This window comes from Acidiferrobacteraceae bacterium (genome assembly GCA_037388825.1).
GTDB lineage: Bacteria > Pseudomonadota > Gammaproteobacteria > Acidiferrobacterales > JAJDNE01 > JARRJV01.
Window position 1 is genome coordinate 1 of the sequence record JARRJV010000011.1, and the last position, 21,147, is coordinate 21,147.

General features: G+C 61.7%; 22 protein-coding genes. 5 read left to right on the forward strand and 17 right to left on the reverse strand.

Annotated elements, in window-relative coordinates:
* The 3 genes from P8X48_03105 to P8X48_03115 all read right to left on the reverse strand — a co-directional run.
* The coding region (locus P8X48_03105; protein MEJ2106305.1) for an LptF/LptG family permease at window positions 1–595 on the reverse strand (595 nt) is incomplete at its 3' end.
* A complete protein-coding gene (locus P8X48_03110) occupies window positions 592–1,302 on the reverse strand; it encodes an LptF/LptG family permease (GenBank protein MEJ2106306.1) in 711 nt (236 codons plus the stop codon). The genes P8X48_03105 and P8X48_03110, both read right to left, overlap by 4 nt.
* Window positions 1,299–1,664 carry an LptF/LptG family permease gene (locus tag P8X48_03115; protein ID MEJ2106307.1) on the reverse strand — a complete coding sequence of 122 codons (366 nt, stop codon included), beginning with the start codon at window positions 1,662–1,664 and terminating at the stop codon, window positions 1,299–1,301. The genes P8X48_03110 and P8X48_03115 overlap by 4 nt, the downstream gene beginning before the upstream one ends.
* Before the next feature lie 117 nt (window positions 1,665–1,781).
* Here P8X48_03115 and P8X48_03120 point away from each other — a divergent pair, with 117 nt between their 5' ends.
* Genes P8X48_03120 through P8X48_03130 form a run of 3 tightly spaced genes read left to right on the forward strand, consistent with a single transcriptional unit; the run spans window position 1,782 to window position 4,427 of the window.
* On the forward strand, window positions 1,782–3,221 hold the full coding sequence (locus P8X48_03120) for a leucyl aminopeptidase (GenBank protein MEJ2106308.1): 1,440 nt from the start codon (window positions 1,782–1,784) through the stop codon (window positions 3,219–3,221).
* Window positions 3,190–3,600, forward strand: coding sequence for a DNA polymerase III subunit chi (locus P8X48_03125; protein ID MEJ2106309.1), 411 nt, complete (start codon window positions 3,190–3,192; stop codon window positions 3,598–3,600). Before P8X48_03120 ends, P8X48_03125 begins: the two co-directional genes overlap by 32 nt.
* Window positions 3,601–3,608: 8 nt before the next feature.
* The gene (locus P8X48_03130; GenBank protein ID MEJ2106310.1) at window positions 3,609–4,427 is read left to right on the forward strand and encodes a hypothetical protein; all 819 of its coding nucleotides are present in this window, start codon (window positions 3,609–3,611) and stop codon (window positions 4,425–4,427) included.
* A gap of 63 nt (window positions 4,428–4,490) precedes the next feature.
* Here the strand turns inward: P8X48_03130 and P8X48_03135 are convergent, their stop codons facing one another.
* From P8X48_03135 to P8X48_03155, 5 genes are all read right to left on the reverse strand, one after another.
* Window positions 4,491–5,246, reverse strand: a complete 756-nt coding sequence (locus P8X48_03135; GenBank protein MEJ2106311.1) for a ZIP family metal transporter — start codon at window positions 5,244–5,246, stop codon at window positions 4,491–4,493.
* A gap of 11 nt (window positions 5,247–5,257) precedes the next feature.
* Entirely contained in the window at window positions 5,258–6,004 is a 747-nt protein-coding gene (locus tag P8X48_03140) for a ZIP family metal transporter (GenBank protein MEJ2106312.1), read from the reverse strand.
* A 23-nt stretch (window positions 6,005–6,027) separates the two neighbouring features.
* On the reverse strand, window positions 6,028–7,029 hold the full coding sequence (locus tag P8X48_03145) for a histidinol-phosphate transaminase (protein ID MEJ2106313.1): 1,002 nt from the start codon (window positions 7,027–7,029) through the stop codon (window positions 6,028–6,030).
* Window positions 7,026–7,493, reverse strand: coding sequence for a hypothetical protein (locus P8X48_03150; protein MEJ2106314.1), 468 nt, complete (start codon window positions 7,491–7,493; stop codon window positions 7,026–7,028). Before P8X48_03150 ends, P8X48_03145 begins: the two co-directional genes overlap by 4 nt.
* Window positions 7,494–7,636: 143 nt before the next feature.
* Window positions 7,637–8,425: a mechanosensitive ion channel gene (locus P8X48_03155; protein ID MEJ2106315.1), complete on the reverse strand. Its 789-nt coding sequence runs from the start codon at window positions 8,423–8,425 to the stop codon at window positions 7,637–7,639.
* A 487-nt stretch (window positions 8,426–8,912) separates the two neighbouring features.
* Between P8X48_03155 and P8X48_03160 the strand changes: the two genes are divergently transcribed.
* On the forward strand, window positions 8,913–10,109 hold the full coding sequence (locus P8X48_03160; protein MEJ2106316.1) for a SpoIIE family protein phosphatase: 1,197 nt from the start codon (window positions 8,913–8,915) through the stop codon (window positions 10,107–10,109).
* Between the two features lie 15 nt (window positions 10,110–10,124).
* Here P8X48_03160 and P8X48_03165 read toward each other — a convergent pair whose 3' ends face one another.
* The 8 genes from P8X48_03165 to P8X48_03200 all read right to left on the reverse strand — a co-directional run bounded on the left by P8X48_03165 (window position 10,125) and on the right by P8X48_03200 (window position 17,280).
* Window positions 10,125–10,556, reverse strand: coding sequence for an ATP-binding protein (locus P8X48_03165; protein ID MEJ2106317.1), 432 nt, complete (start codon window positions 10,554–10,556; stop codon window positions 10,125–10,127).
* 18 nt (window positions 10,557–10,574) lie between these two features.
* Entirely contained in the window at window positions 10,575–10,928 is a 354-nt protein-coding gene (locus P8X48_03170; GenBank protein ID MEJ2106318.1) for an STAS domain-containing protein, read from the reverse strand.
* Window positions 10,929–11,163: 235 nt separating this feature from the next.
* Window positions 11,164–12,153 carry a lysylphosphatidylglycerol synthase transmembrane domain-containing protein gene (locus tag P8X48_03175; protein ID MEJ2106319.1) on the reverse strand — a complete coding sequence of 330 codons (990 nt, stop codon included), beginning with the start codon at window positions 12,151–12,153 and terminating at the stop codon, window positions 11,164–11,166.
* The gene (locus P8X48_03180; GenBank protein ID MEJ2106320.1) at window positions 12,120–12,992 is read right to left on the reverse strand and encodes a decaprenyl-phosphate phosphoribosyltransferase; all 873 of its coding nucleotides are present in this window, start codon (window positions 12,990–12,992) and stop codon (window positions 12,120–12,122) included. The genes P8X48_03175 and P8X48_03180 overlap by 34 nt, the downstream gene beginning before the upstream one ends.
* Window positions 12,993–13,000: 8 nt before the next feature.
* The gene (locus P8X48_03185; GenBank protein MEJ2106321.1) at window positions 13,001–13,630 is read right to left on the reverse strand and encodes an HAD-IB family hydrolase; all 630 of its coding nucleotides are present in this window, start codon (window positions 13,628–13,630) and stop codon (window positions 13,001–13,003) included.
* Complete coding sequence (locus P8X48_03190; GenBank protein MEJ2106322.1) at window positions 13,630–14,382, reverse strand: SDR family oxidoreductase; 753 nt, start codon at window positions 14,380–14,382, stop codon at window positions 13,630–13,632. The genes P8X48_03185 and P8X48_03190 overlap by 1 nt, the downstream gene beginning before the upstream one ends.
* A complete protein-coding gene (locus tag P8X48_03195) occupies window positions 14,375–15,733 on the reverse strand; it encodes an FAD-binding oxidoreductase (GenBank protein MEJ2106323.1) in 1,359 nt (452 codons plus the stop codon). Before P8X48_03195 ends, P8X48_03190 begins: the two co-directional genes overlap by 8 nt.
* Window positions 15,733–17,280, reverse strand: coding sequence for a glycosyltransferase family 39 protein (locus P8X48_03200; protein ID MEJ2106324.1), 1,548 nt, complete (start codon window positions 17,278–17,280; stop codon window positions 15,733–15,735). The genes P8X48_03195 and P8X48_03200 overlap by 1 nt, the downstream gene beginning before the upstream one ends.
* 170 nt (window positions 17,281–17,450) lie before the next feature.
* Here P8X48_03200 and P8X48_03205 point away from each other — a divergent pair, with 170 nt between their 5' ends.
* Entirely contained in the window at window positions 17,451–20,300 is a 2,850-nt protein-coding gene (locus tag P8X48_03205) for a valine--tRNA ligase (GenBank protein MEJ2106325.1), read from the forward strand.
* A gap of 5 nt (window positions 20,301–20,305) precedes the next feature.
* Here the strand turns inward: P8X48_03205 and P8X48_03210 are convergent, their stop codons facing one another.
* A complete protein-coding gene (locus P8X48_03210; GenBank protein MEJ2106326.1) occupies window positions 20,306–21,058 on the reverse strand; it encodes a Mut7-C RNAse domain-containing protein in 753 nt (250 codons plus the stop codon).
* Between the last annotated feature and the right edge of the window lie 89 nt (window positions 21,059–21,147).

Here is a 21,147-nt window from a genome sequence, read left to right on the forward strand (position 1 = left end):
TTTTTTGCCGGTAGCGCGCCCGGTCGGCGTGAATCTGGTTACGCAGGGCCTTGCCCGGGTCCACGTCAAAAATATCCAGGTTGAGCAGGCTCAGGTCGGGTAACACCTCACCAACCCGTACGAACCGGTTCCCGTCCCGAAACCAGATCGCCGCCTGACGGCGACCCACCGCCTGGCCCAGGGCCTGGGCACGACCCTCGGCCGCGAGATCGGAACTGTACGGGACCACGAATTCTCCCAAAAGCACACCCGCCAGAACAAAAACGGATCCCCCGAGCATGATGGAGCCCACCAGCCGCGCCAGGGAAAGGCCACCGGCCCGCATCGCCGTGAGCTCGGAATTGAGGGCCAGCACCGATAGCCCGGCGATGGTCCCGACCAGGGTCGCCGCGGGAAAGATTTCATAGGTCCGCTCGGGCAGATTGAGCACCACATAAAGCAGCAGCGCACCGAGGTTGAAATGGGCGCGTCCCAGGTCACTGACGCCGTCCAGAAACAGGACCACCGAGAAAAGGCCGAGGACAACGACAAATACGAACAGCGTGCTCGTGATCAGTGTGCGCGCCACATGACGGTCCAGCGTGGTCAGGATCATGGGCGCCCCCAGGGCAGGGAAATCGAAAGCAGGGGCTTGCCCAGGTGTCGACGACAGAGGAACCACGACGCCACGGCAATGAACAGCAGGTGTATCCACCAAAGGCCCACGGCCGGCGGAATCCGGCCGTCCCGGATCAGGGTCTTGCCGATACCCGTTACGTTCATGTACAGGAAGAAGAACACAACGGACACAAACAGGTTGAAGAACCTTCCCCGCCGCGGTTCCGTGTAGGACAGTGCCAGGGCAAAGGCCGCCAGGACAAAGACCATAATGGGTTTGCTGATTCGCCCCTGTAGCTCCGCCTGCCGGGTAGCAGCGGTGCCAATGTCCGAGCGCAACAGTTTTCCGGTCGCGGCTGCTTGCAGGTTATCCTTTTTGCGGGCCGCACGGGTAGCGGGGGTGATCCGGAGACGATAGGAATCGAACTCCACGGTCCGGTACTCGCCGGAACCGGCTGTGCCTTCATAGGAAACCCCCCGGCTCAGCTGCAGGGTCTCCTCGCCCGTTGCCACGTCCTTAAACTGCCGGCCCTTGGCCGCCACGATCACCCGTCCGGGGGTCCCCCCCTGCTCCACAAAGATGTTGTGCAGCACGGTTCCGTCCGTTTGCTCCACGTAGACCACGGAACCGCTGCGGCGACTGGAATTGAAGGCTCCCTGGCTGATCCAGCCGATGTCCTTCCGCTCCGCGACGTGCCGGCTCACGCTGTCGATTGCCTGAAAAACGATCGGCGGGAAGATACCAGTGCGAAGATCAGTACCGGTCGAAGCAGACGCGTAGTGCCGATGCCACAAGCGGATAGTACGGCCATCTCACTGTCGCGGTACCAACGGGTCAGCGTAAACAGCACACCGATATAGACGGACAACAACATCAATACGCCATAGTCCTTGAGGGTATTCAGGACCAGCATCACGAGCAGGACGTTCCGTTTTGGCGCATCTTCCGCCGTTTGCGCCAAAAGCACTCCCGCACCCTGCATCAGGAACAGGGAGCTCAATACGACAATCATGGCAATGGTCGCCGTCGCCGCTTCGCGGTAGAACGAACGTTCGATGATCTTCAAACTCACCTGCGCGGCCCAACCAGTCGTGAAATCATACGCATCCCTCTATAATACACGCTAAAATGCCGCCCAAGGCGACACTTCCCGACAACCCCAAATCAAACAAGAAGCGATTCCATGGAATACAAATTCGAACGAGCCGATCCGGTTTCCCATGCCTGTGACTGTCTTGTGGTAGGCATTTTCGAGGGACCGGCACTGACCCCCACGGCCGAGGCCCTGAACCGCGCCAGTGGCGGTCGCATCGCCGAACTGACCGAAAGCGGCGACATGGAAGGCAAGAAGGACCAGTCCCTGCTGGTGCACGACCTGCCAGGCGTCACGGGCAAACGCGTGCTCCTGGTCGGCCTCGGAAAAGTGGACAAGTTCGACGAGGATCGCTATCGCGCGACCGTCGCCGCGGCGGCGAAGCGGCTGGACCGCACCGCCACCCGGCATGCCGCCTTCTGCCTGGGCGAACTCACCGTAGGAAAGCGGGACGGTTTCTGGAAGTTGCGCCACGAGGTGGAATCCATCGCCACGGCCCTGTATCGCTTCGACCGCCTGAAGAGCAAACCGGAAGAAGTACGGCAGCCACTGGACGTGGTCACGGTGTTCGCCGGAGACGACATCGACGACGATTCGGCACGCAGGGCCCTGGATACGGGCGAGGCAGTTGCGGCCGGAATCGCCCTGGCCAGCGATCTTGGCAACCTGCCGGGGAATATCTGCACCCCGACCTACCTCGCGGAACAGGGCCAGGCCCTGGCCGAGGAATACGACATGAAGGCCACCATCCTCGACCGCCAGGACATGGAAGACCTCCGCATGGGCGCCCTGCTTTCCGTGTCCCGGGGCAGCCGGCAGCCGCCCAAGCTCATCGTGCTGGAGTACAACGGTGGCAGGAAGGGTGACGCGCCCGTGGCCCTGGTGGGCAAGGGGCTGACCTTCGATGCCGGGGGCATCTCCCTCAAGCCCGCGGCCAATATGGACGAAATGAAGTATGACATGTGCGGCGGCGCCAGCGTTCTCGGTACGCTGAAGGTCATCGCCATGCTGAAACTGCCGATCAATGTGGTGGGTGTCATTCCCAGTTCCGAGAACCTGCCGGACGGCGATGCCAACAAGCCGGGGGACATTGTCACCAGCATGTCGGGACAAACGATCGAAGTCCTGAATACCGACGCCGAGGGCCGCCTGATCCTGTGCGATGCCCTCACCTACACGGAGCGATTCCAGCCTGCGGCGGTCATCGACATCGCCACCCTCACCGGCGCCGTCGTGGTTGCCCTGGGCGCCCACGCCAGCGCCGTCCTGGGCAATGACGCAGCAATTTCGCCGACATGGCCAATATCGGCGGCCGCCAGGCAGGCGCCATTACCGCCGCCTGTTTCCTGGCGCGCTACACCGAGGCCTACAAATGGGCCCATCTGGACATCGCCGGCGCTGCCTGGCGGACCGGGAAAAACAAGGGCGCAACGGGCCGGCCGGTGGGCCTGCTGGCCCAGTACCTCATCGACCGGGCCACGGGCTAAAATGGGGGTACATGACCAGTATCGATTTCTACCTGCTCAGTGACCCGGCGGAACCGGCGGATCGGGTTGCCTGCCGCCTGGCGGAGAAGATCTATCGCCTGGGACACCGCGTCTACCTCCTGGTGGCGGACCGGCAGCAGGCAGAACAACTGGATCAGCTCCTCTGGACCTTCAGCCAGGGCAGTTTCGTACCCCATGAGATCAACGGCACCGACGCGCCGATCTGTATCGGCGACGGCGAACCGCCGGAAGGATTCGTTGATGTCATGGTGAACCTGGCCGGCGAGGTGCCCGGCTTCTTCAGCCGCTTCGATCGAGTGGCCGAACTCGTCGGCGCAAGCGAAGACGCAAAACAGGCCGGACGCGAGCGTTATCGCTTCTACCGCGACCGCGGCTACGCATTGAACACGCACAATCTGTGATACCGGCCATGGCCCACGACCCCGCCAAGAAACCGACGCAAGCACCGAAACACAAACCGTCGACGAAGCACACCCTGCACGAGGTCCTCAATTCCCTGCAGGACGTACTCAACAATGAACTCGCCAACGACGAAGACAAGAAGTCCGCGGTCGCGCCGGAAACGAAATCGCCCAATGTCATCCACTCCCGCAGTCGCGACGAAGTTCTCAGTTCGCTGAAGGCGCTGATCGGTGCCGCGGCAGCGGGCGAACCCCTGCCCCGGCCCGGAAAAAGATCGACTGCCGCCTCCGGCGGCCCGTCGGATATCGGGGAAGACCTGAAACCATCGCAGGTCGCCAGGACACCCGATTCGATGGACCCGGAACCGGAGACCGATCTGGAAGATACAGTCGCATCTCCCGAGGAATTCCACCTGGAAATGGAAGAACCCGCGCCGACCCAACCGGTCCCGGAAGCGGATCCCGATGCGGCGGAAGGGTCCGCCCAGCTCCAGGACACCCCGCCCCCGAAACCGGCACGCGGCAGAAGCCGCCGCGGCAAGCCGAAGCAGATTGAAATCGGCTGGGACGACATCCCGGTCCTGAATGATGTGGTCGCGCCGCCGCCGGAGGCATTGGACCAGGAGGTGCGCCCGGAAATCCGCGACATCGCGATCAAGGTAGCCGCTGCTTTGAACATCGAACTCAAACGTGCCAGCAAGGAAGCCCTGGACGTGAAGATGGTGATGCAGCTGCAATCCCTGCTGCAGCATGAACTGGTAGTGCGCGGACTGCTCGACGAACACCCAGGCACGGAAGAAGACACGAAGAAGGATAACGATCAATAGTTGCGAATCGATGGCGGGCCCGTCATCGGCCGAATGCGGTGGGTCGCGGAATCAAGCCCGATGCTAACCGACCGGAATTCCCTCGGTCAGCCTTTTCAGCAACCAGTACACCAGTAGGCTCAGTAGAGCCCCGCCGGAAAAGTATCCCAATCGACGATACCGTCTCCCCATGGGGATCAATTCGTGGATGGATACGAACAACATCGCGCCCGCTGCAAAGGCCATGAAATCCGCATTCAGCCGTGGTGCGATCCCCACCGCCACCAGGCCGAGGATCGCCCCGAGGGGCTCGGCCATCGCGGAAAGCAATGCCGCGCCGAACAGCAGTCGCCTGCTGTGGGCCAACGTCACCGGAACCGCCATGGCGAACTCCTCCGGAAGATTGTGGAGGGCGATGGCTAACGCTACGAGCAAACCAAGCGAGGGTGCGGCGATATAGGCGTTGGCCATGGCAAAGCCTTCGGGTATGTCATGCAGAATGAGTCCGATCGCGACGAGATAGGCGGAGCGGGAAACGGCCTGATTGAAGTACCCGGTCTCCGGGAACAAATGGGCGTGCGGAATGAGGAAGTGCAGGGCCCACAAGACTCCGACGCCGAGCGCAACGGTGCTGATCGTGCGACCCACCCCCGTGGCGGCGCTCGCCTCCGGTATCAGTTCGACGATCGAGATCAGCACCATGATGCCGGCGGAGAAACCGATACCGAAAGCGATCGCCCGACGTTTCCTGCGCAGTCGAAGAGCCAGCACCACGCCCAGCGCTGTCGTCACGACAGAGAGCAGCGACAACAGCAGCACCGCTGTGTAGGTCGGGTTCATGGATATCGCCTTCAGGGTTCCATCAGCAATTTCACCGCCAGCATCAGTCCCACGCCAACGACGAACGCTGCGAAGTGAATGAAGTTAGCCCGAAGATTGGCGTGCGCCTTGACCTCGGGAATCAGGTCGGCGGCACCGATGTAGAGGAAGTTGCCAGCGGCAAAGGGCACCAGGAAAGAAACATCGATCCGATATGAGACAAAGTATGCAATGACACCGCCGAGCAGAAAGGTAAGCGCCGAGAGGACATTGTAGAAGAGGGCTCGACGCTTCGCCCAGCCACCGTGGACCAGTACACCGAAGTCGCCCAGTTCCTGCGGTACCTCATGGGCCGCCGCCGCCAACCAAGTCACGATGCCGAGATGGATATCGATGATGAAGGTGCCTGCGACGGCCAGCCCGCCCAGGAAGTTGTGTAGCCCGTCGCCGATCAGGATCAAGTAGGTGAGCGGTTTCTTGCATTCGGTCTCGGCTCGATGGCAGTGATGCCAGTGCAGGAACTGTTCCAGCGCGAAGAATACGGCGAAGCCGGCAAGGATCAGAACATAAACCGTGATATGACTCATGCCGGACGCAAGCCCGGCAGGAACCATGTGAAAGAATGCCCCGCCCAGCAGGGATCCGGCGGCAAACGCCACCAGTGGCAGCAGGATCCGCTGCAGCGCTTGCTCGCTCAGCACTAGTGTGACACTGCCAACCAGCGCGATCGCGCTCATGAGTACACCGCTTCCGATGATCCACAACAGCAAGGGATCCATCCTGTTCTCCTGTGTGGACCAGCCTAGAGCAGCCGTCTGAGCGCCGCAAGAAAATGCGCGTTGTCTTCCGGCAAGGCCGTGGTGACGCGCATATAGCCCGGTCCAAGACGGCTGTCATTGAGCGGTTTGACGAGAATCCCCTCCGCCCGGAGTTGCTCGGCGAGTAGCGCGGCATCGTACGGCGAGAAATCGGCGAGGAAGAAATAGGTGTCGGTTGGCCAGGTACGCACACCCAGTTCGCGCAACCCGGCAGCCAGCGACTCGGTCCACTGGCGCAACCTGCCAACCCGGGCATGAATCTCCTCCTCGTGCTGAAGCGTGGCAATGGCGGCGGCCTCGCTCGGGCGGGCCAGGGGATAGGCATCGTTGTGCCGATTCAAATCATCGGCAATGGCCTCCGGCAGCACTGCATAACCGACACGAAAGCCGGCAAGGCTGTGGGCCTTCGACAAGGTGCGCGTCACGAGCAGGTTCGGATGCGTCGACACCAGCTGTACCACCGACTGCCCGGCGAGACCGATGAACGCCTCATCCACCAGAAATCTCGTGTCAGGATGCCGGCGCAACAGCCCGGATCGTGGCGACATGTCGAAGGTGCCACCATTCGGATTGTTCGGATTCACGATGACGGCGAGCGTGGTGCCGGACGGAATCTGCAGTTGCGCCAGGTCGAACGAGAAATCCTGTTCCGGTAGCAGCCGGGTTTGCGTGTAATGTTCGGCAATCTCTGGAAACAACGCGTAGGTGGGCGTGAGCAGGTGTACCTGCCCACCGAAACGCGCGAACAGCTGTCGCAGGATGAGCTCGGAACCAGCATTGATGTGGATCAGCCGCTCGGGTACGCCAAGCTGCTGCGCCAGCAGACGCCGCAGCGGCGCCGAGTAGGCCTCGGTGTAGAAGTTGCTACGCGGCAGTTCCGCGCGGGCCGCTTCGATGGCGGCATCGACGGGAGGCAAGGGATTCTCGCATAGAAGGAGCTTGATTCCCGTGAACGCCCCACCGCCTTTCTCCAGGATGGAGGTCATGAGCCTCGTCGTCGACCGCGGCGATACCACCCGCCGCTCCCGCGGCCTCCTCCCCGCAGCCCCCGTTCGGCACAACGCCGGAACGCCGGCAGATGATTTTGCTGTGAGGCGTCCCGCAGGTTCCGGAACACCTCAAGGATGTCGGCGTGCTCGGTGCTCGCGAGCAGCCGTTCGTACAGCGCGGCGTTTTCGATCTCGGCCTCCACCCCGGCCCGGCACGCCTCCTGCAGGCCCGGATAACGCGTTACCCGGCCCGGCCACGGATTCTCGGGCACGGTAAGCCCGTAGCGTATGAACAACCCATGCAAGGCCTGAATATGGCGCGCCTCTGCCTCGCGGATGTTGTTGAATGGAGACACTGGGCCGAAATCGGCAACCACCTGATCATAAGTCGCCCAGGCGCGATATTCGTCATCCAGCGCTTCGCGCAGCGCGACAAGCTCGGAGTCAGTCAGAGATTCCATGGCCGATCTTTCTGTTTGAATCAGGAATTCCCGATGCCAATTTCACAAACCGTACGAAGTCTGGCGCCGGACCTCCTTGACCGTTGTCAAAATTGAAGGGTCCTTCTGTTGCAGGTTCGTTGAACAGTCTCGCCCCGCGACCACTATGCTGGTGGTGGAATGTTTGTCACCGTGAGCGTTTCTGAAGCTATGGTTATGTCAGGAGCTTGCTGTATTCTTTCAAGCATGAGTTTTGAGAGCTCATTTCGCACGAGCCTCCGTTCCCGAACGTCGACCACATAGCGGATGCGCAGCATGATCCAGTTGTCAGTGGGAGTGACAAAGACCGACGGTTCAATGTTTCGTTTTGACAGAAAGTATTTTTCTCCAAGATTCGAGATCTCCTGCTCGGCACGATGGGTGCTTTCACTCGTCTGTTCCTCCACAACTGACTGAACAACTTCCATCGCCTTCTTCCAGTTGCTGTCGTGCGTGACCGGCAGCGCGATCTCATCCCAAAGGAAATTGTGATCTTTCGTGTAGTTATGTACCGGGTAACTGAGGACCTGGCCATTCGGCAGGGAGGTAATGCGCCCGGTTGTCTGATCACCGTCCACCCACTCGCGCAATTCGATCAGGGTCGTATAGAACAGACCAATATCTATCACGTCGCCAAGTCTTGAATTGATTTCTATCCTGTCCCCTACGCGGTAGATTCCACTCAATAGAATCGCAAGAACCCCGGCGAAATTCTTGAAAACATCCTGCAAGGCGATTGCAACACCTGCGGCAACCAGCCCGTACGCCACGAGCAAAGCCTGCGGATTGGGCACCCAGATTCGCAGAACAACAATGAAGGAAACAACAATGAAAAGAATCTGCGCGGTCTTGCGAAAGGAATAGCGCGTCCTCGAATCCTTGATCCGGCGGCTGATCACGCCTTCCAGGACCAACTTGAACAGCAGGTATGATGCCGCGACTGCCAGAAAACTGTAGAACACCTTCTCGAGCTGAGCGTTCTCCAATTTTCGGTTTACATACCATGCCAGGCCCGCAAGAACCGCAAGGGCGTGGAAGGTGAAAAATCTCCTGAACATATCGGGAACGACCGGTTTGCGCAGGACCTATTCTGTCGTTTTGTCACTTGTCGATCCAGCGTTATGGAATCGTCAGGACCCGGTGGAGTGCCGGCGCTGCTGCGCATGAAAGCCTGCTCTATCGGCAAGATGGGCCGCCACGGCGGGAGCGAAAGACGTTTGCTGACCCATTTGGCGGGTCATACCATCGGCTGCAAGGACAAGACGCGGCGCCGGATTGGGCAGAGGCACATCGGTCCGGCGACATTTCCGCAAGATATGGGTATCATACGACAACACCGGCAAGGCGACCCCCGCGGACGAATGCGCCGTAACCCGCAACAGGTTCAGTTCCGAAACGAACATGAGCGACAACCCCGGTTTCCCACCTCCCCGTTCCCTGCTGCGTCGCAGTGAACTTTTCGCCACCGCCGATGATGAGGTACTCGATCTCGTCGCCGAAAGGCTCGAAAAGGTGACAGTGGTCGCCGGGGACAGCATTGTGCGCAAGGGCGAGCCCGGAGACGCCGCCTACCTTGTGGTCAGCGGCAAGGTGCGGGTCCACGATGGCGACCTGGTGCTCAATTTCCTGCAGCAGGGTGAACTGTTCGGCGAACTGTCGGCGCTGGACGATGAACTGCGCAGCGCATCGGTCACCGCGCAAACGGACTCGACGCTGCTACGGCTTGGCCGCAACTCCCTCTACGAGCTGTTCGCCCGCTATCCCGATACTGCTACCGGTGTCATCCAGGGGCTATGCCGCACCCTGCGTCATCGGGTCCGGGACATCAGTTCCGATCGCCATCAAATCGATGCATTCGAGCGCGAGCTGGAGATCGGTCGTCGTATTCAGGGCGGATTCCTGCCATCGGAGCTACCGCAGCTGCAGGGCTGGCACATCGAGGCCGACCTCAGGCCGGCGCGCGAGGTGGCCGGGGACTTCTACGATGCATTTCCGGTACCTGACATCGGCTATACCGCGCTGCTTGTGGGCGACGTCTGTGACAAGGGGGTTGGCGCGGCACTGTTCATGAGCCTGTTCCGCAGCCTGATCCGCGTCCTCGCGAGCGAGGAGGAGACGCAGACGACGGCTAGCGCCGCGTTGGTGCGGGTGGTAACCCGGGTGAACAACTACGTGGCAACGGAACATGGACGCTCGAGCATGTTCACCACGCTGTTCATTGCCCTGTTGAAACCAGAGACGGGCGAACTCGTTTACATCAATGCCGGCCACGAACCGGCATTCATCATGGCCAATGGCGCACCCCGGGCGCGGCTGGAGCCCACAGGCCCGGTGGTGGGGCTGTTTGCCGGTGCCTCATACGGGGTGGAGTCGGCCAGCCTGGCGCCGGGCGAGATGCTGGTGGTCTATACCGATGGCGTGACCGAGGCCCGGGACGACCAACACGCCTGTTTCGGCGAGGAGCGCCTCCTCGAGATGCTGAGCCGAGGAGTGGCCGGCAGCGGCTCCGTGAAAAAGATGATAGAACGGATCGACGTCTTCGTCGGCGATACCGCCCAGTCCGACGACATCACCATACTGACCGCGACGCGCGACTAGACCGAGGTCACGAATTCAGGGCAGGTTTTTGACCATGATCAGCTCGTTGCCACCGCCCTCGCGAGCGCGGTACTCGACCCGATCGGTGTTCTTGCGGATCAGGTAGACACCAAACCCGCCAGGCGGCCGCCGCTTCAGCGGCGATTCCAGTTTCGGCGCCGCGGTCTCTTCCAGGGGATTGTATTGTGGTGCGCGATCTCGAACGTGGACGGTGACAGCCCCGTTACCGGGGACAGCCTCCACCTCGATCGGGCTGGACCCGTTCTTGCCGTAACCGTGCGTGATGATGTTGGCTACCGCCTCGTCTACGGCCAGGACCAGGTCGTCCGCGCTTGCACGATCCAGGCCCGCCGCTGTGGCTACCCGTCGCACGAACTGGCGTATCGTCGCGAGGTTATTCAGGTCCGCGTCGACGTCCAGACGTTCGCCGACTTTTGTGCCAGGCACTGGGAGTGCGAACCAGGTCTAGAACGCGTCGATTGCCTGGCCCAAATCCGTGTGGGCCGACATCTCGGTGTCGAAGCCCATGGCCTTCATCAGGCGTTTGACTTCGTCGGCAGGATTCAGGAGCTTGACCACACCGCCTTTCTCGCCGGTCAGTGTGTGCAGGCGATGCATGGAACGAAAGCCGGCGCTGCTCATGTAGGCGACCTTGGTCAGGTCCAGCAGGACGTTCTCGGCGCCAGCGGCCATGACCTCGTCGACCTTGGCGTCCAGCGCCTGGTGCGTATTGGCGTCGACGTCGCCTACCACATGAATGACGGCCACGGGAACGCGACCCTCCATATGCGAAACCTTGATGATCAATTCGTCACTCATCTAACTTCTCCCCTCCACATGGCTGTACTTGTTGTACGAAATACACTGTGGGTACCCCCACTTGGACGATCAACATAAGCTAATACCCCTGTCTTTTCAAGAGATTCGAACCGGGACGCGGCAGGGTCTACCGGGTCCCGACTTCTTTAGTTGACCCGCGAAGTCAACTGCGGGAGAAAGGGAAAACGCCATGCGGATCCGGCGACCGCCGCGCGATGATGCTATTGACAGGAAACTACCTGCCCCTTATCAGAACCGCCAGCCCCAACGCCACCGCAAACCAGAGCGTCGTCATCCGGATCAGCAAGGTCAGTGCCACCGCTTCCGGTCGTGCAACGCCGTTGAGGGCCAACAGGCCGATCATGACGAGTTCGGCACCCCCCAGGCCTCCAGGCAGAAAACTCACGGCCCCGGCAAGCATGGAGAAGGCGTAGATGAAAACAGCCGTCTCCAGCGACAGGGACAAACCCATCCAGTGAGCCAAGAGCCAGAAGGCCAGACCCTCGGCCGCCCATGCCATCACGCCCAGCAGGAGCCCGATCAGGAGCGGTGCCGGGGCGTACAGGCGCGCGCTGTGCAGGATCACGTCGACCAGATGCCCGGCAAAGGCAAGCAGGCGATTTCCTGCGTGCGCCTGCAACCAATGCTTAAGCTGGCCGAGCCAGCCGTGGGCCTGCAACAGCAGGAGCAGAACCGCCACCGCAGGCACCAGCAGGGCGAACAACTGCCCGGCATGGGGGAAAACCAGGGCCCCTCCCCCGGCGAGCAGGAGTACAGCAATGAGATCCGACAGGCGCTCGGAGAAGAAAGCCGCCACGCTCTGCCGATACGGTACGCCTCGTGTCGCCAGCAGGACGCTGCGCACGAGCTCGCCAGCTTTCCCAGGCGTGGTCGTAAGGGCAAATCCGGACAGGTAGATCCGGAGACTGGTTGCTGCCGGAACGGCCTGCTCCAGCAGGCCAAGGTAATACTGCCAGCGAACAAAGCGCAGGCCATAGTTCAGAAGCGAAAGCGCCAGCGCAGCGACGATGCCGCCAAACCCCACCCGCAGACCCGCCTGCAATACCCCGTGCCAGCCACCCCACAGCGACACCAGCAGGTAGGCCAGCGCCGCAACGACGAGCGAGACGATCAGGGCGCGCACATGGCGCGGCGAAAGGGTGGCTGGGCCTGGAGGCTCGGCGTCCACGATCAGGAGATCAGCCAGACCGTGACCGCCGCCCAACCGAGCACGGTCGCGATCAGATGGGGATCGGTAAACAACTCACGTGCCGGATCCTCGCCACGGCGGTGGTGATGCAGGCGGAAGATGTAGCGCATGATGCCGTACAGAACGAACGGCAAGGTATAGATGAGATAAGGTGTCCCGTGTATCCGGATGGTTTCCGCATTTACGGTATACAGGCCATAGGTGATGACCGTGCTGGTGGCGGTGATAGCGATCATCACATCCAGCAGCGGAGCATCGTACTGCACCAGGACCTTGCGCGTACGGCTGCCTTGCTCCACCGCCACCAGCAATTCTGCGCGACGCTTCGCGAAGCCGAGAAACAGGGTCACCATCAGCCCGCACAGGAGCAACCATTGCGAGGGTGCGATTCCGACACCGGCGGTGCCAACCAGGATGCGCAACATGAAGCCGGCGGCGATGATAAACACGTCCAGTATGGGAACGTGCTTGAGGCCGGCGGAGTAACCACCGTTGATGAGCAGGTAGGCGAACAACAGCGCCGCCACAGTCGGTCCTGCATACCAGCCAATCCCGAAAGCGATCACGATGAGTACGACCGCGGCGGCCGCGGCCGCCATCACTGCGATCTCGCCGGCCGCCAGTGGCCGATGCCGCTTGCGCGGATGGGCACGGTCGCTTTCCACGTCGGCAATGTCATTAATGATGTACACGCCGCTGGACAGAAACGAGAAGGCGATCGCGGCCAGAACCACGAGAAGGACCAGATGGGTGTCATGCCAGGCATGGCCGAAGATCAGCCCGGTGAAGATGAAAAGATTCTTCACCCACTGGTGTGGCCGCATCATGCGGAGCAAGTGGCGCAGGAAGGTCATTGCATACCTTATACTGATTCTCGCGATCCGGGCATAGTCCGGTACCAGGCATGGTCCGCCGCCGCCAGCAGCTCACGGTCTCCACGACTGTCGCCATAGGCGTACAGGATATAGTCGCCGCGCGGGCCCACGGCCTGCTCCAGGCGGCGCAGCTTTTCCTTGCCATAGCAGTTCGCGGTCGCCAATGCCCCGTTCACATGCTGGTCGCTGTCCACCTGCAATCGCGTGCAAAGTACTTCATCGATTTCCATGGCGGCGGCCCAGGGTTCCAGATACAGATCCAGCGACGCGCTGACGATCACGCAGCGGTGACCCTGTTGCCGGTGCCAGCGCAGGCGCTCCAGGGCGCGCGGCCGCACCAGCCGCGGCAAGTTGTCGCGCGCAAAGGTGGCGCCCAGGGCCTGCAGATCTGCCAGCGTCATTCCACCAATGAAGCGGGACAGGGTGCGCGCCTTGGCGACGTCGTTGGCCATCAGGCCCGTCCCATAGGCCGCCAACACGGGCAAGGAGGCGACGCCCCTGCGGGCGAATGCGCCGGTACCCAGCACATGTCGCAGAAAGGGAAACAGGGTGTCGCGATAGGTGACCGTCCCGTCAAAATCGAATGCCGCCACCACCGGTTTTTCGGTCGGTGGCACTACAGCTTCAGGCGCTTGAACACGCGTTCGGGGATGTGGCGGATTATGAGCATGATGTATCGCCAGAACCAGGGAACATAGAGCACATCCCGTCGCCGTTGCACCGCGCGGACGACGGCCCGGCCCACCTGTTCCGGCGAGGCAACGAGGAACAGCCCCGGCAGACCCCAGGTCATGGCGGTATCCACGAAGCCCGGCTTGATGGTCAGAACCCGCACGCCCGAGCTATGCAGTCGATTTCGCAGACCCTGCAGGTACAAGGTAAGCGCGCCTTTGGCGGAACCATAGTAATAGTTGCTCTGCCGCCCACGGTCACCGGCGACCGAGCTGATGACCGCCAGGAAACCACCACTTTCTTTTTCAAGATGTGCAGAACAGACGTCGAGCATGGAAACGGCGGCCGTGAAGTTGGTATCGATGATGCGCTGTACTTCGCCGAAGTCGGCCAGGGCCTGTTCCTGCGCGGGCATGTAGCCAACCGCCCACACCACGCCGGCCAAAGCCCCGACCTCTGCAAGCACGGCCTGCACGAAACCCGCGTGGGATTGTGTATCCAGCGCATCGAACTGGCCGAAGTCCACGTCCACGCCGGTTCGAACCCGTAGATCCGACGCGATCCGTTCCAGTTCCTCCAGATCGCGGCCGGCGAGATACAGCGCGTGGCCATGACTGGCGAAGGCCGCAGCGATCCCGCGGGCCATGGCCGAACCCGCGCCCAGAACCAGAACCGTGCCGGTCGTGGACTCAGCCATGGGGGGGCTCCAGGCCAAGTCGGCGAGCGAGACTGGAGGTGAAACGATTGTCGGGGTCGATACGCCCCTTGATCGCGAGCCAGTCATCCAGACGCGGGTACATGTGGCGAAAGGCCTCCGCGGACAGGCGCGCGTCCTTGGCCAGATAGACGCGACCGCCCTTTTCAATAACGATGCGGTCGAGCTCGTCCAGCAGCGGCAGCAACCCGCGCCCGCGCAGGGGCAGGTCCAGGGCCAGGGTGTAGCCGGGCATGGGAAAGGACAGCAGGCCGCCGCTCTCTTCGCCCAGGCGTTTCAGGACCGCGAGAAACGATGGACGCCGGCTGCGGGACAGGCGCTCGAGAATCTCGCGCATGCCGTCAAAGGCGGTATCCGAGGGCAACACACACTGATACTGAACAAAGCCACGCTTGCCGTACATCCGGTTCCAGTGGGCGATGGCGTCGAGGGGATAGAAGTAGCGATCGTAGTCGCTGACAGAAGGACCGCCGCGCGCGCCCTCACGCGCGTAGTACAGATGGTTGAATACCCCGATGGACAGGCTGTTCAGGGCCCATCCGGGAAAATTAAACGGCAGTGTGCGCTTTCGGCGTGGCGCGACCACCAGGGGCTGCCCGCGCCGGGTCCCCGAGAGGTCGTCCATGCGGGCATGGCGCGCACTCATGGTCACGCTGCGCCCGAGATGCCTGCCGCGGGCGAGGCAATCGATCCAGGCGACGCGATACTCGTCTTCCGGATCACCGTCCGCGAGATCGGCGAACACGCGCTCGAGGTCTGGTGACTTCTTCTGCCGCACCTTCATCCACGCGCTTTCAACCCGACGCAGCTGCAGCGTCACCTCGCCGATGACACCGGTCAGGCCCATGCCGCCAAGGGTGGCGAAAAACAATTCGCTGTTGTTGTCGCGCGTGCACGAAAGGCGCGCACCGTCGGCGGTCAACAATTCGAAGGCCTGCACCGCTGCACCGAAACTGCCGTCGCGGAAATGGTTCTTGCCATGTACATCGGCAGCGACGCAACCGCCGATCGATACGTATTTGGTCCCGGGCGTCACCGGCAGGAACCAGCCATGGGGCAGACACACCGACACGATCTCTTCCAGCGTTACGCCGGGCTCCGTGCGCAACAGGCCGGTATCGGGACTGAATTCAATAAAACGGTTCACCCGCGCGTTGAGAACGACATTGCCATTTTCGTTCAGCGCCGCGTCGCCATAGCTGCGCCCCTGTCCACGGAGGGTCATGGCGCCCTCGCGCAGCATCAGGTCGTGATAGCGTTCCGGCCGCCAGACCTCGCACTCCTGCACCGGAAAACGGCCCCACCCGGACAGGGACATACGCCGGCTGCGCATCAGTGCGCCTCCTCCGTCGAACGATCAGTCTGGAAGTAGCGGTCGTTCATATAGCAGGCGCCACAGGGCAGAAACTTCGGGATTCGGTAGAAGCGCTGACGGACCTTCGCCAGCACCCCGTCCCGATAGGCCGGATAGCGGAATCCCTGACCCAGCACAACGTAGTACTGCGCCTCTTCCACGGTGATGGTGTGATAGGCAACGCTCTTGAACAAGCTCGCGTAGTAGGCGCGTTTGGGTTTGTGGATCTGCAGGATCAGGATGTTCTTGCCTTCGAGCGTACGGAAGTCTGTCAGTATGTCATCCTGGCGACCGTGTTCGGATCCAGGTCCGAATACGATCACCCGTCGACGGCCACGATAGGCCAATGTTGCCGACAGGCTGTAGTTGGTTGTCGCGTACAGATACCCGTCACCCAGGGGACGCAGTGCCCGCAACACCTCGTCGGTATGTACGCCCAGCACGATGTACTGGTGGGGACTCTTCCAGGGCTTGAACACCGAAGTCGGCAGGACCACGAGCCCGATGACCACGAGCACGTGAATGGCGGTAAACAGGCCCATGAACCATGTGGAGATCTTCAGCTGCCGCAGGCTCAGAACCACGCCGGTGGCAATGAACAGGAACGGATAGAAACTCAGCACCCAATGCAGGCCCACGGCCTGGCGAATGGAAAGCAGGGCAAACAGCGATGCGGCGACCAGGATCAGGGCCGCAAACAGACCCAGGCGCTCGGCCCGCATCATCTCGCGCACTCGCGAACGCCCGCGGACGAGATAGACAAAAACCGGCGGTGTTGCCAGGTAGAACCACATCAGAACGTACAGCAGCGGACCGGTGATGGAGGCATGATGTCCACGGGTTCGATTGAAAAGGTTGAACAGGTAGTTGTCCCAACAATGGTCGTAGTTCCATGCGAGGTTCAGGGCGATGAACGGCACGGTGCCCAGTACCACGAGCACGATGCCGACCCAGGGCCGCCAGCCACGGCGCACGAACAACGCCAGGTAGGCGACAAAGGCAAGACCGAGGATGCCGGCGAAGAACTTGGACAGAAACGCGAGCCCCAGGAACACGCCCGCGGCCAGGTACCAGCCCCAATGATCCTTCTCCTGGGCGCGGTAGAAGCACAGGGCCGAGAGAAAGGACCAGAGGATCAAAGGGGTGTCGGTGGTAATGGGAACCCCGATCACCGTTGCCGGCGCCAGAAGGTACAGCGTCGCCGCCAGCAGCGCCCGCTCCTGGTCCACCCCGCGCAGCAGGCGGTACATACCCCAGCCGATGCCGGTGGTAATCAGGATAGTCGGTAGACGCAACCACCACAGGGCATCCCCCAGGGCCATCAACGGCGTCAGGAACCAGCCGACCATAGGGGGGTGGTCGTAGAAACCCAGGGCGGGATTCTGGCCCCACAGGAAGAAATAGGCCTCGTCGCCGGTGACGGGAATCAGCCAGGCGAGAAACAGCTTGAGGCCCAGGGTGATGGCGAGTACGGCGGCGAGCCGCTTCTTGTGGTCTTCGGCCGGCAAGCGGCGCTCCTTCTGCATCGGCGCTTAACCCCCGCATCATACCATGGTGCCACGACCCCACTCCTCAGCCGCGGCTATACGGATATCGGGCCCGGTTCTGTATAATCCCCGCCCGCATCCACGTGAGCGAATGACAAAACACGGCCGCGCCACCGCAGCGGCGCCGCGCCGGACCCAAGCAAGCCTTCATGGAAAAGACCTACAACCCCCACGCCATCGAACAGCACTGGTACCAGACCTGGGAGTCGAAAGGCTATTTCGCCCCCGGCGGCGGCGACGCATCCTACTGCATCATGATCCCGCCGCCGAACGTGACCGGCAGCCTGCACATGGGCCATGCCTTCCAGGACACCATCATGGATGCGCTCATCCGCTACCACCGCATGCAGGGGAACAATACCCTGTGGCAGGCGGGGACGGATCATGCCGGCATCGCCACGCAAATGGTGGTGGAGCGGCAACTGGAGGCCGAAGGCAAGTCCCGTTTCGACCTTGGTGACACGGTGGAGCAGTCCCGCACCGCCTTCCTCGAGCGCGTATGGAAGTGGCGTGACCACTCCGGCGGCACGATTACGCGCCAGCTGCGACGCATGGGCGCATCCCTGGACTGGTCGCGCGAGCGCTTCACCATGGACGAGGGTCTGTCCGAGGCGGTAAAAGAGGTATTCGTCCGTCTGTACGACGAAGGCCTGATCTATCGCGGCAAGCGGCTTGTGAACTGGGATCCGGTGCTGCATACGGCGGTGTCCGATCTCGAGGTGCTGTCGGAAGAAGAGAACGGCCACCTGTGGCACATGCGCTACCCCCTGGCCGATGGCAGCGGTCAGCTGGTGGTCGCCACGACCCGTCCGGAGACCATGCTCGGCGACTCGGCCGTCGCCGTGCATCCTGACGATGAACGCTATCAGGATCTTGTCGGCAAGCAGGTGATCCTGCCTATCACCGGGCGCAGCATCCCCGTCATCGCTGACGATTATGTCGATCCCGAATTCGGCACCGGCTGCGTCAAGATCACCCCGGCCCACGATTTCAATGACTATGCCGTCGGCAAACGTCACAACCTGCCGCTGTTCAACGTGTTCACCCCGGACGCCAGGATCGTCAGCGACGCAAGCGCGGAACCGAAGCCTGCGACAAAATCGGGAGACGTGATCGTTCTTGCGTCGGACATTGGCATCCCCAGCGACTACCAGGGACTGGACCGCTACGATGCGCGCAAGAAGGTAGTCGCCGCATTGGAGGCTGAAGGACTGCTGGAGAAGATCGACGACCACAAGCTCATGGTGCCGCGCGGCGACCGCTCCGGCGCGGTGATCGAACCCTATCTCACCGACCAGTGGTACGTGAAGGTCGGACCGCTGGCAGAGCCGGCGATCAAGGCGGTCGAGGATGGAGACATCCGCTTTGTGCCCGACAACTGGAAGAACACCTACTTCGAATGGATGCGCAACATCGAGGACTGGTGTATCTCGCGCCAGATCTGGTGGGGCCACCGCATCCCGGCCTGGTACGACGAGGAAGGAACGGTCTATGTCGGCCGCTCCGAAGACGAGGTACGGGCGAAACACAATGTCGGCAAGGACATCACCCTCATACAGGACGAGGATGTGCTCGACACCTGGTTCAGCTCCGCCCTGTGGCCGTTCTCCACCCTGGGCTGGCCGGAACAGACGGAAGCGCTCAAGACCTTCTACCCCACCAGCGTGCTGGTCACCGGCTTCGACATCATCTTCTTCTGGGTCGCGCGCATGATCATGATGGGCCTGAAGTTCATGGGCGACGTCCCCTTCCACGAAGTCTACATCCACGGCCTGGTGCGTGATGCCCACGGCCAGAAGATGTCCAAGTCCAAGGGCAACGTGCTCGACCCCATCGACCTGATCGACGGCATCGAGCTGGAGGCGCTGGTAAAGAAACGCACCACGGGCCTCATGCAGCCGCAACTCGCGCAGAAGATCGAGAAGCAGACGCGCAAGGACTACGCCGACGGCATCCCGGCCTTCGGCACCGACGCCCTGCGTTTCACCTTCGCCGCCCTGGCCTCCACCGGGCGCGACATCAATTTCGATCTCAACCGCATAGAGGGCTACCGCAACTTCTGCAACAAGCTGTGGAACGCGGCGCGCTATGTGCTCATGAACACCGAGGGCGAGGACTGTGGCCAGTCCGGCGGCGAAGTGGAACTGACGGTCGCCGACCGCTGGATCGTGTCACGGCTGCAGCAGGTGGAACAGGAGGTGGCCGACGCGGTGGCCGAATACCGCTTCGACCACATGGCCCAGAACCTGTACAGCTTCGTGTGGGACGAGTACTGCTCCTGGTACCTTGAACTTTCCAAGGTAGCGCTCAACGACGAGGCCGCCCCGGCAGAACGCAAGCGTGGCACACGCCAGACCCTGGTGCGGGCGCTGGAGACCATCCTGCGCCTGCTGCACCCGATCACTCCGTACATCACCGAGGAGATCTGGCAGCGGGTCGCGCCCCTGGCGGGTGTTTCCGGTGACACCATTATGACCCGGCCCTACCCCCGTGCCGACGAAAGCCATATCGATACCGCGGCGGTGGACGAGATGCGCTGGACCATGGAAGCCATCGACGGCCTGCGCAATATCCGCGGCGAATTCAATATCGCACCCAGCCGCAGGATCGATATCCTGGTGCAGGGCGCGAGCAAGAAAGAGCAGCAGCGCTTGCGCACCTACGAACCCTATATACGGTTCCTTGCACGGGTGCAGTCCGCCGATTTCATCGCCGCCGATGAAGCCGCGCCGGAGTCCTCCATGGCCCTCGTGGGCAACGTGAAGCTACTCGTCCCGCTCGCGGGCCTGATCGACAAGGAGGCCGAAATCGCGCGGCTAACAAAGGCAGTCGAAAAGAGTGAAAAGGATCTGGAGCGGGCCGGCACCAAGCTGGCGAACGAGAACTTCGTCTCCAGGGCGCCGGCCCAAGTGGTGAATCAGGAAAAACAGCGTGTCGCGGAAATGGAATCCGCCCTTGCCAGTCTGCGCGAACAGCTGGAGAAGATCCGCGCCCTCTAGGGCATTCAGTCGCCCGGCGCGAGATTCGCGATACCGGCGATCTGCTCCTCCATGCGCCGGTAGTGGCTGCCCTTCCAGTAGATCTTTCCGCAATCGCGGCACTGCCAGAACTCCTCGTACAATTCCTTCGTGCGCGGCATGAGCTTCTTTACGATTACCTGCTTGGGCACGGGCCGGATGGTGCCGTTACAATGCATACAGCGGGTGAACGGATGTAGCCTGTCGAAGAGCTTGTAACGCCTGAGCACCTCGATCAGCTGCTCGTGGGGCATGCGTGCACGCACGTAGTAGCCGAACTCCACCTGCTTGCGCATGAGCAGCTTCTTGTCCCGACTGAGCAGGATGCGCTGCTGCGTACTGGAGATCTCCGCCAGTTCGGGATCGTCGTAGTCGTTCCGGTACAGGGTATCGAAGCCCAGCATGCGCAGATACGCCGCCAGACGTCCGAGATGGGTATCGAGTACGAATCGCGCCGCGGGCGGCGGCGCCTGCAGGCGACTTTCCGTGGCGATGTTGCGGGAGCCACCGGAAGGAAAAACGGAAATGTGGTCGCCGCCACTGACGAGGTGGTCATACCCCACGGGGGTACCGTCTACCAGGATGAGGTCCACCTCCGTATGCGGTACGCCCAGGGACTCGATGACATCCTTGACCGAACCCTGTTCGCGAAACCAATGCACAAAATCGACCCGGCGCTGCTCCGCGGCAAGAAAGTCATTGAGCCCGCCGTAGAAACGGAAAGTCAGTGATCCGGACATCATCCTCCCTCGGTTGACGTGGCCACGTCCATCATACCAATCCTGGATGCTTGCGCATGAGGATCTCCCTATAATACGCAAACCATAAA

Excerpts from the sequence above, each read along its gene's own strand:
- P8X48_03120 (MEJ2106308.1), top strand. The coding sequence starts at position 1,782 with ATGGAATACAAATTCGAACGAGCCGATCCGGTTTCCCATGCCTGTGAC.
- P8X48_03125 (MEJ2106309.1), top strand. The coding sequence starts at position 3,190 with ATGACCAGTATCGATTTCTACCTGCTCAGTGACCCGGCGGAACCGGCG.
- P8X48_03130 (MEJ2106310.1), top strand. The coding sequence starts at position 3,609 with ATGGCCCACGACCCCGCCAAGAAACCGACGCAAGCACCGAAACACAAA.
- P8X48_03135 (MEJ2106311.1), bottom strand. The coding sequence starts at position 5,246 with ATGAACCCGACCTACACAGCGGTGCTGCTGTTGTCGCTGCTCTCTGTC.
- P8X48_03140 (MEJ2106312.1), bottom strand. The coding sequence starts at position 6,004 with ATGGATCCCTTGCTGTTGTGGATCATCGGAAGCGGTGTACTCATGAGC.
- P8X48_03145 (MEJ2106313.1), bottom strand. The coding sequence starts at position 7,029 with ATGACCTCCATCCTGGAGAAAGGCGGTGGGGCGTTCACGGGAATCAAG.
- P8X48_03150 (MEJ2106314.1), bottom strand. The coding sequence starts at position 7,493 with ATGGAATCTCTGACTGACTCCGAGCTTGTCGCGCTGCGCGAAGCGCTG.
- P8X48_03160 (MEJ2106316.1), top strand. The coding sequence starts at position 8,913 with ATGAGCGACAACCCCGGTTTCCCACCTCCCCGTTCCCTGCTGCGTCGC.
- P8X48_03170 (MEJ2106318.1), bottom strand. The coding sequence starts at position 10,928 with ATGAGTGACGAATTGATCATCAAGGTTTCGCATATGGAGGGTCGCGTT.
- P8X48_03180 (MEJ2106320.1), bottom strand. The coding sequence starts at position 12,992 with ATGACCTTCCTGCGCCACTTGCTCCGCATGATGCGGCCACACCAGTGG.
- P8X48_03190 (MEJ2106322.1), bottom strand. The coding sequence starts at position 14,382 with ATGGCTGAGTCCACGACCGGCACGGTTCTGGTTCTGGGCGCGGGTTCG.
- P8X48_03195 (MEJ2106323.1), bottom strand. The coding sequence starts at position 15,733 with ATGCGCAGCCGGCGTATGTCCCTGTCCGGGTGGGGCCGTTTTCCGGTG.
- P8X48_03200 (MEJ2106324.1), bottom strand. The coding sequence starts at position 17,280 with ATGCAGAAGGAGCGCCGCTTGCCGGCCGAAGACCACAAGAAGCGGCTC.
- P8X48_03205 (MEJ2106325.1), top strand. The coding sequence starts at position 17,451 with ATGGAAAAGACCTACAACCCCCACGCCATCGAACAGCACTGGTACCAG.
- P8X48_03210 (MEJ2106326.1), bottom strand. The coding sequence starts at position 21,058 with ATGTCCGGATCACTGACTTTCCGTTTCTACGGCGGGCTCAATGACTTT.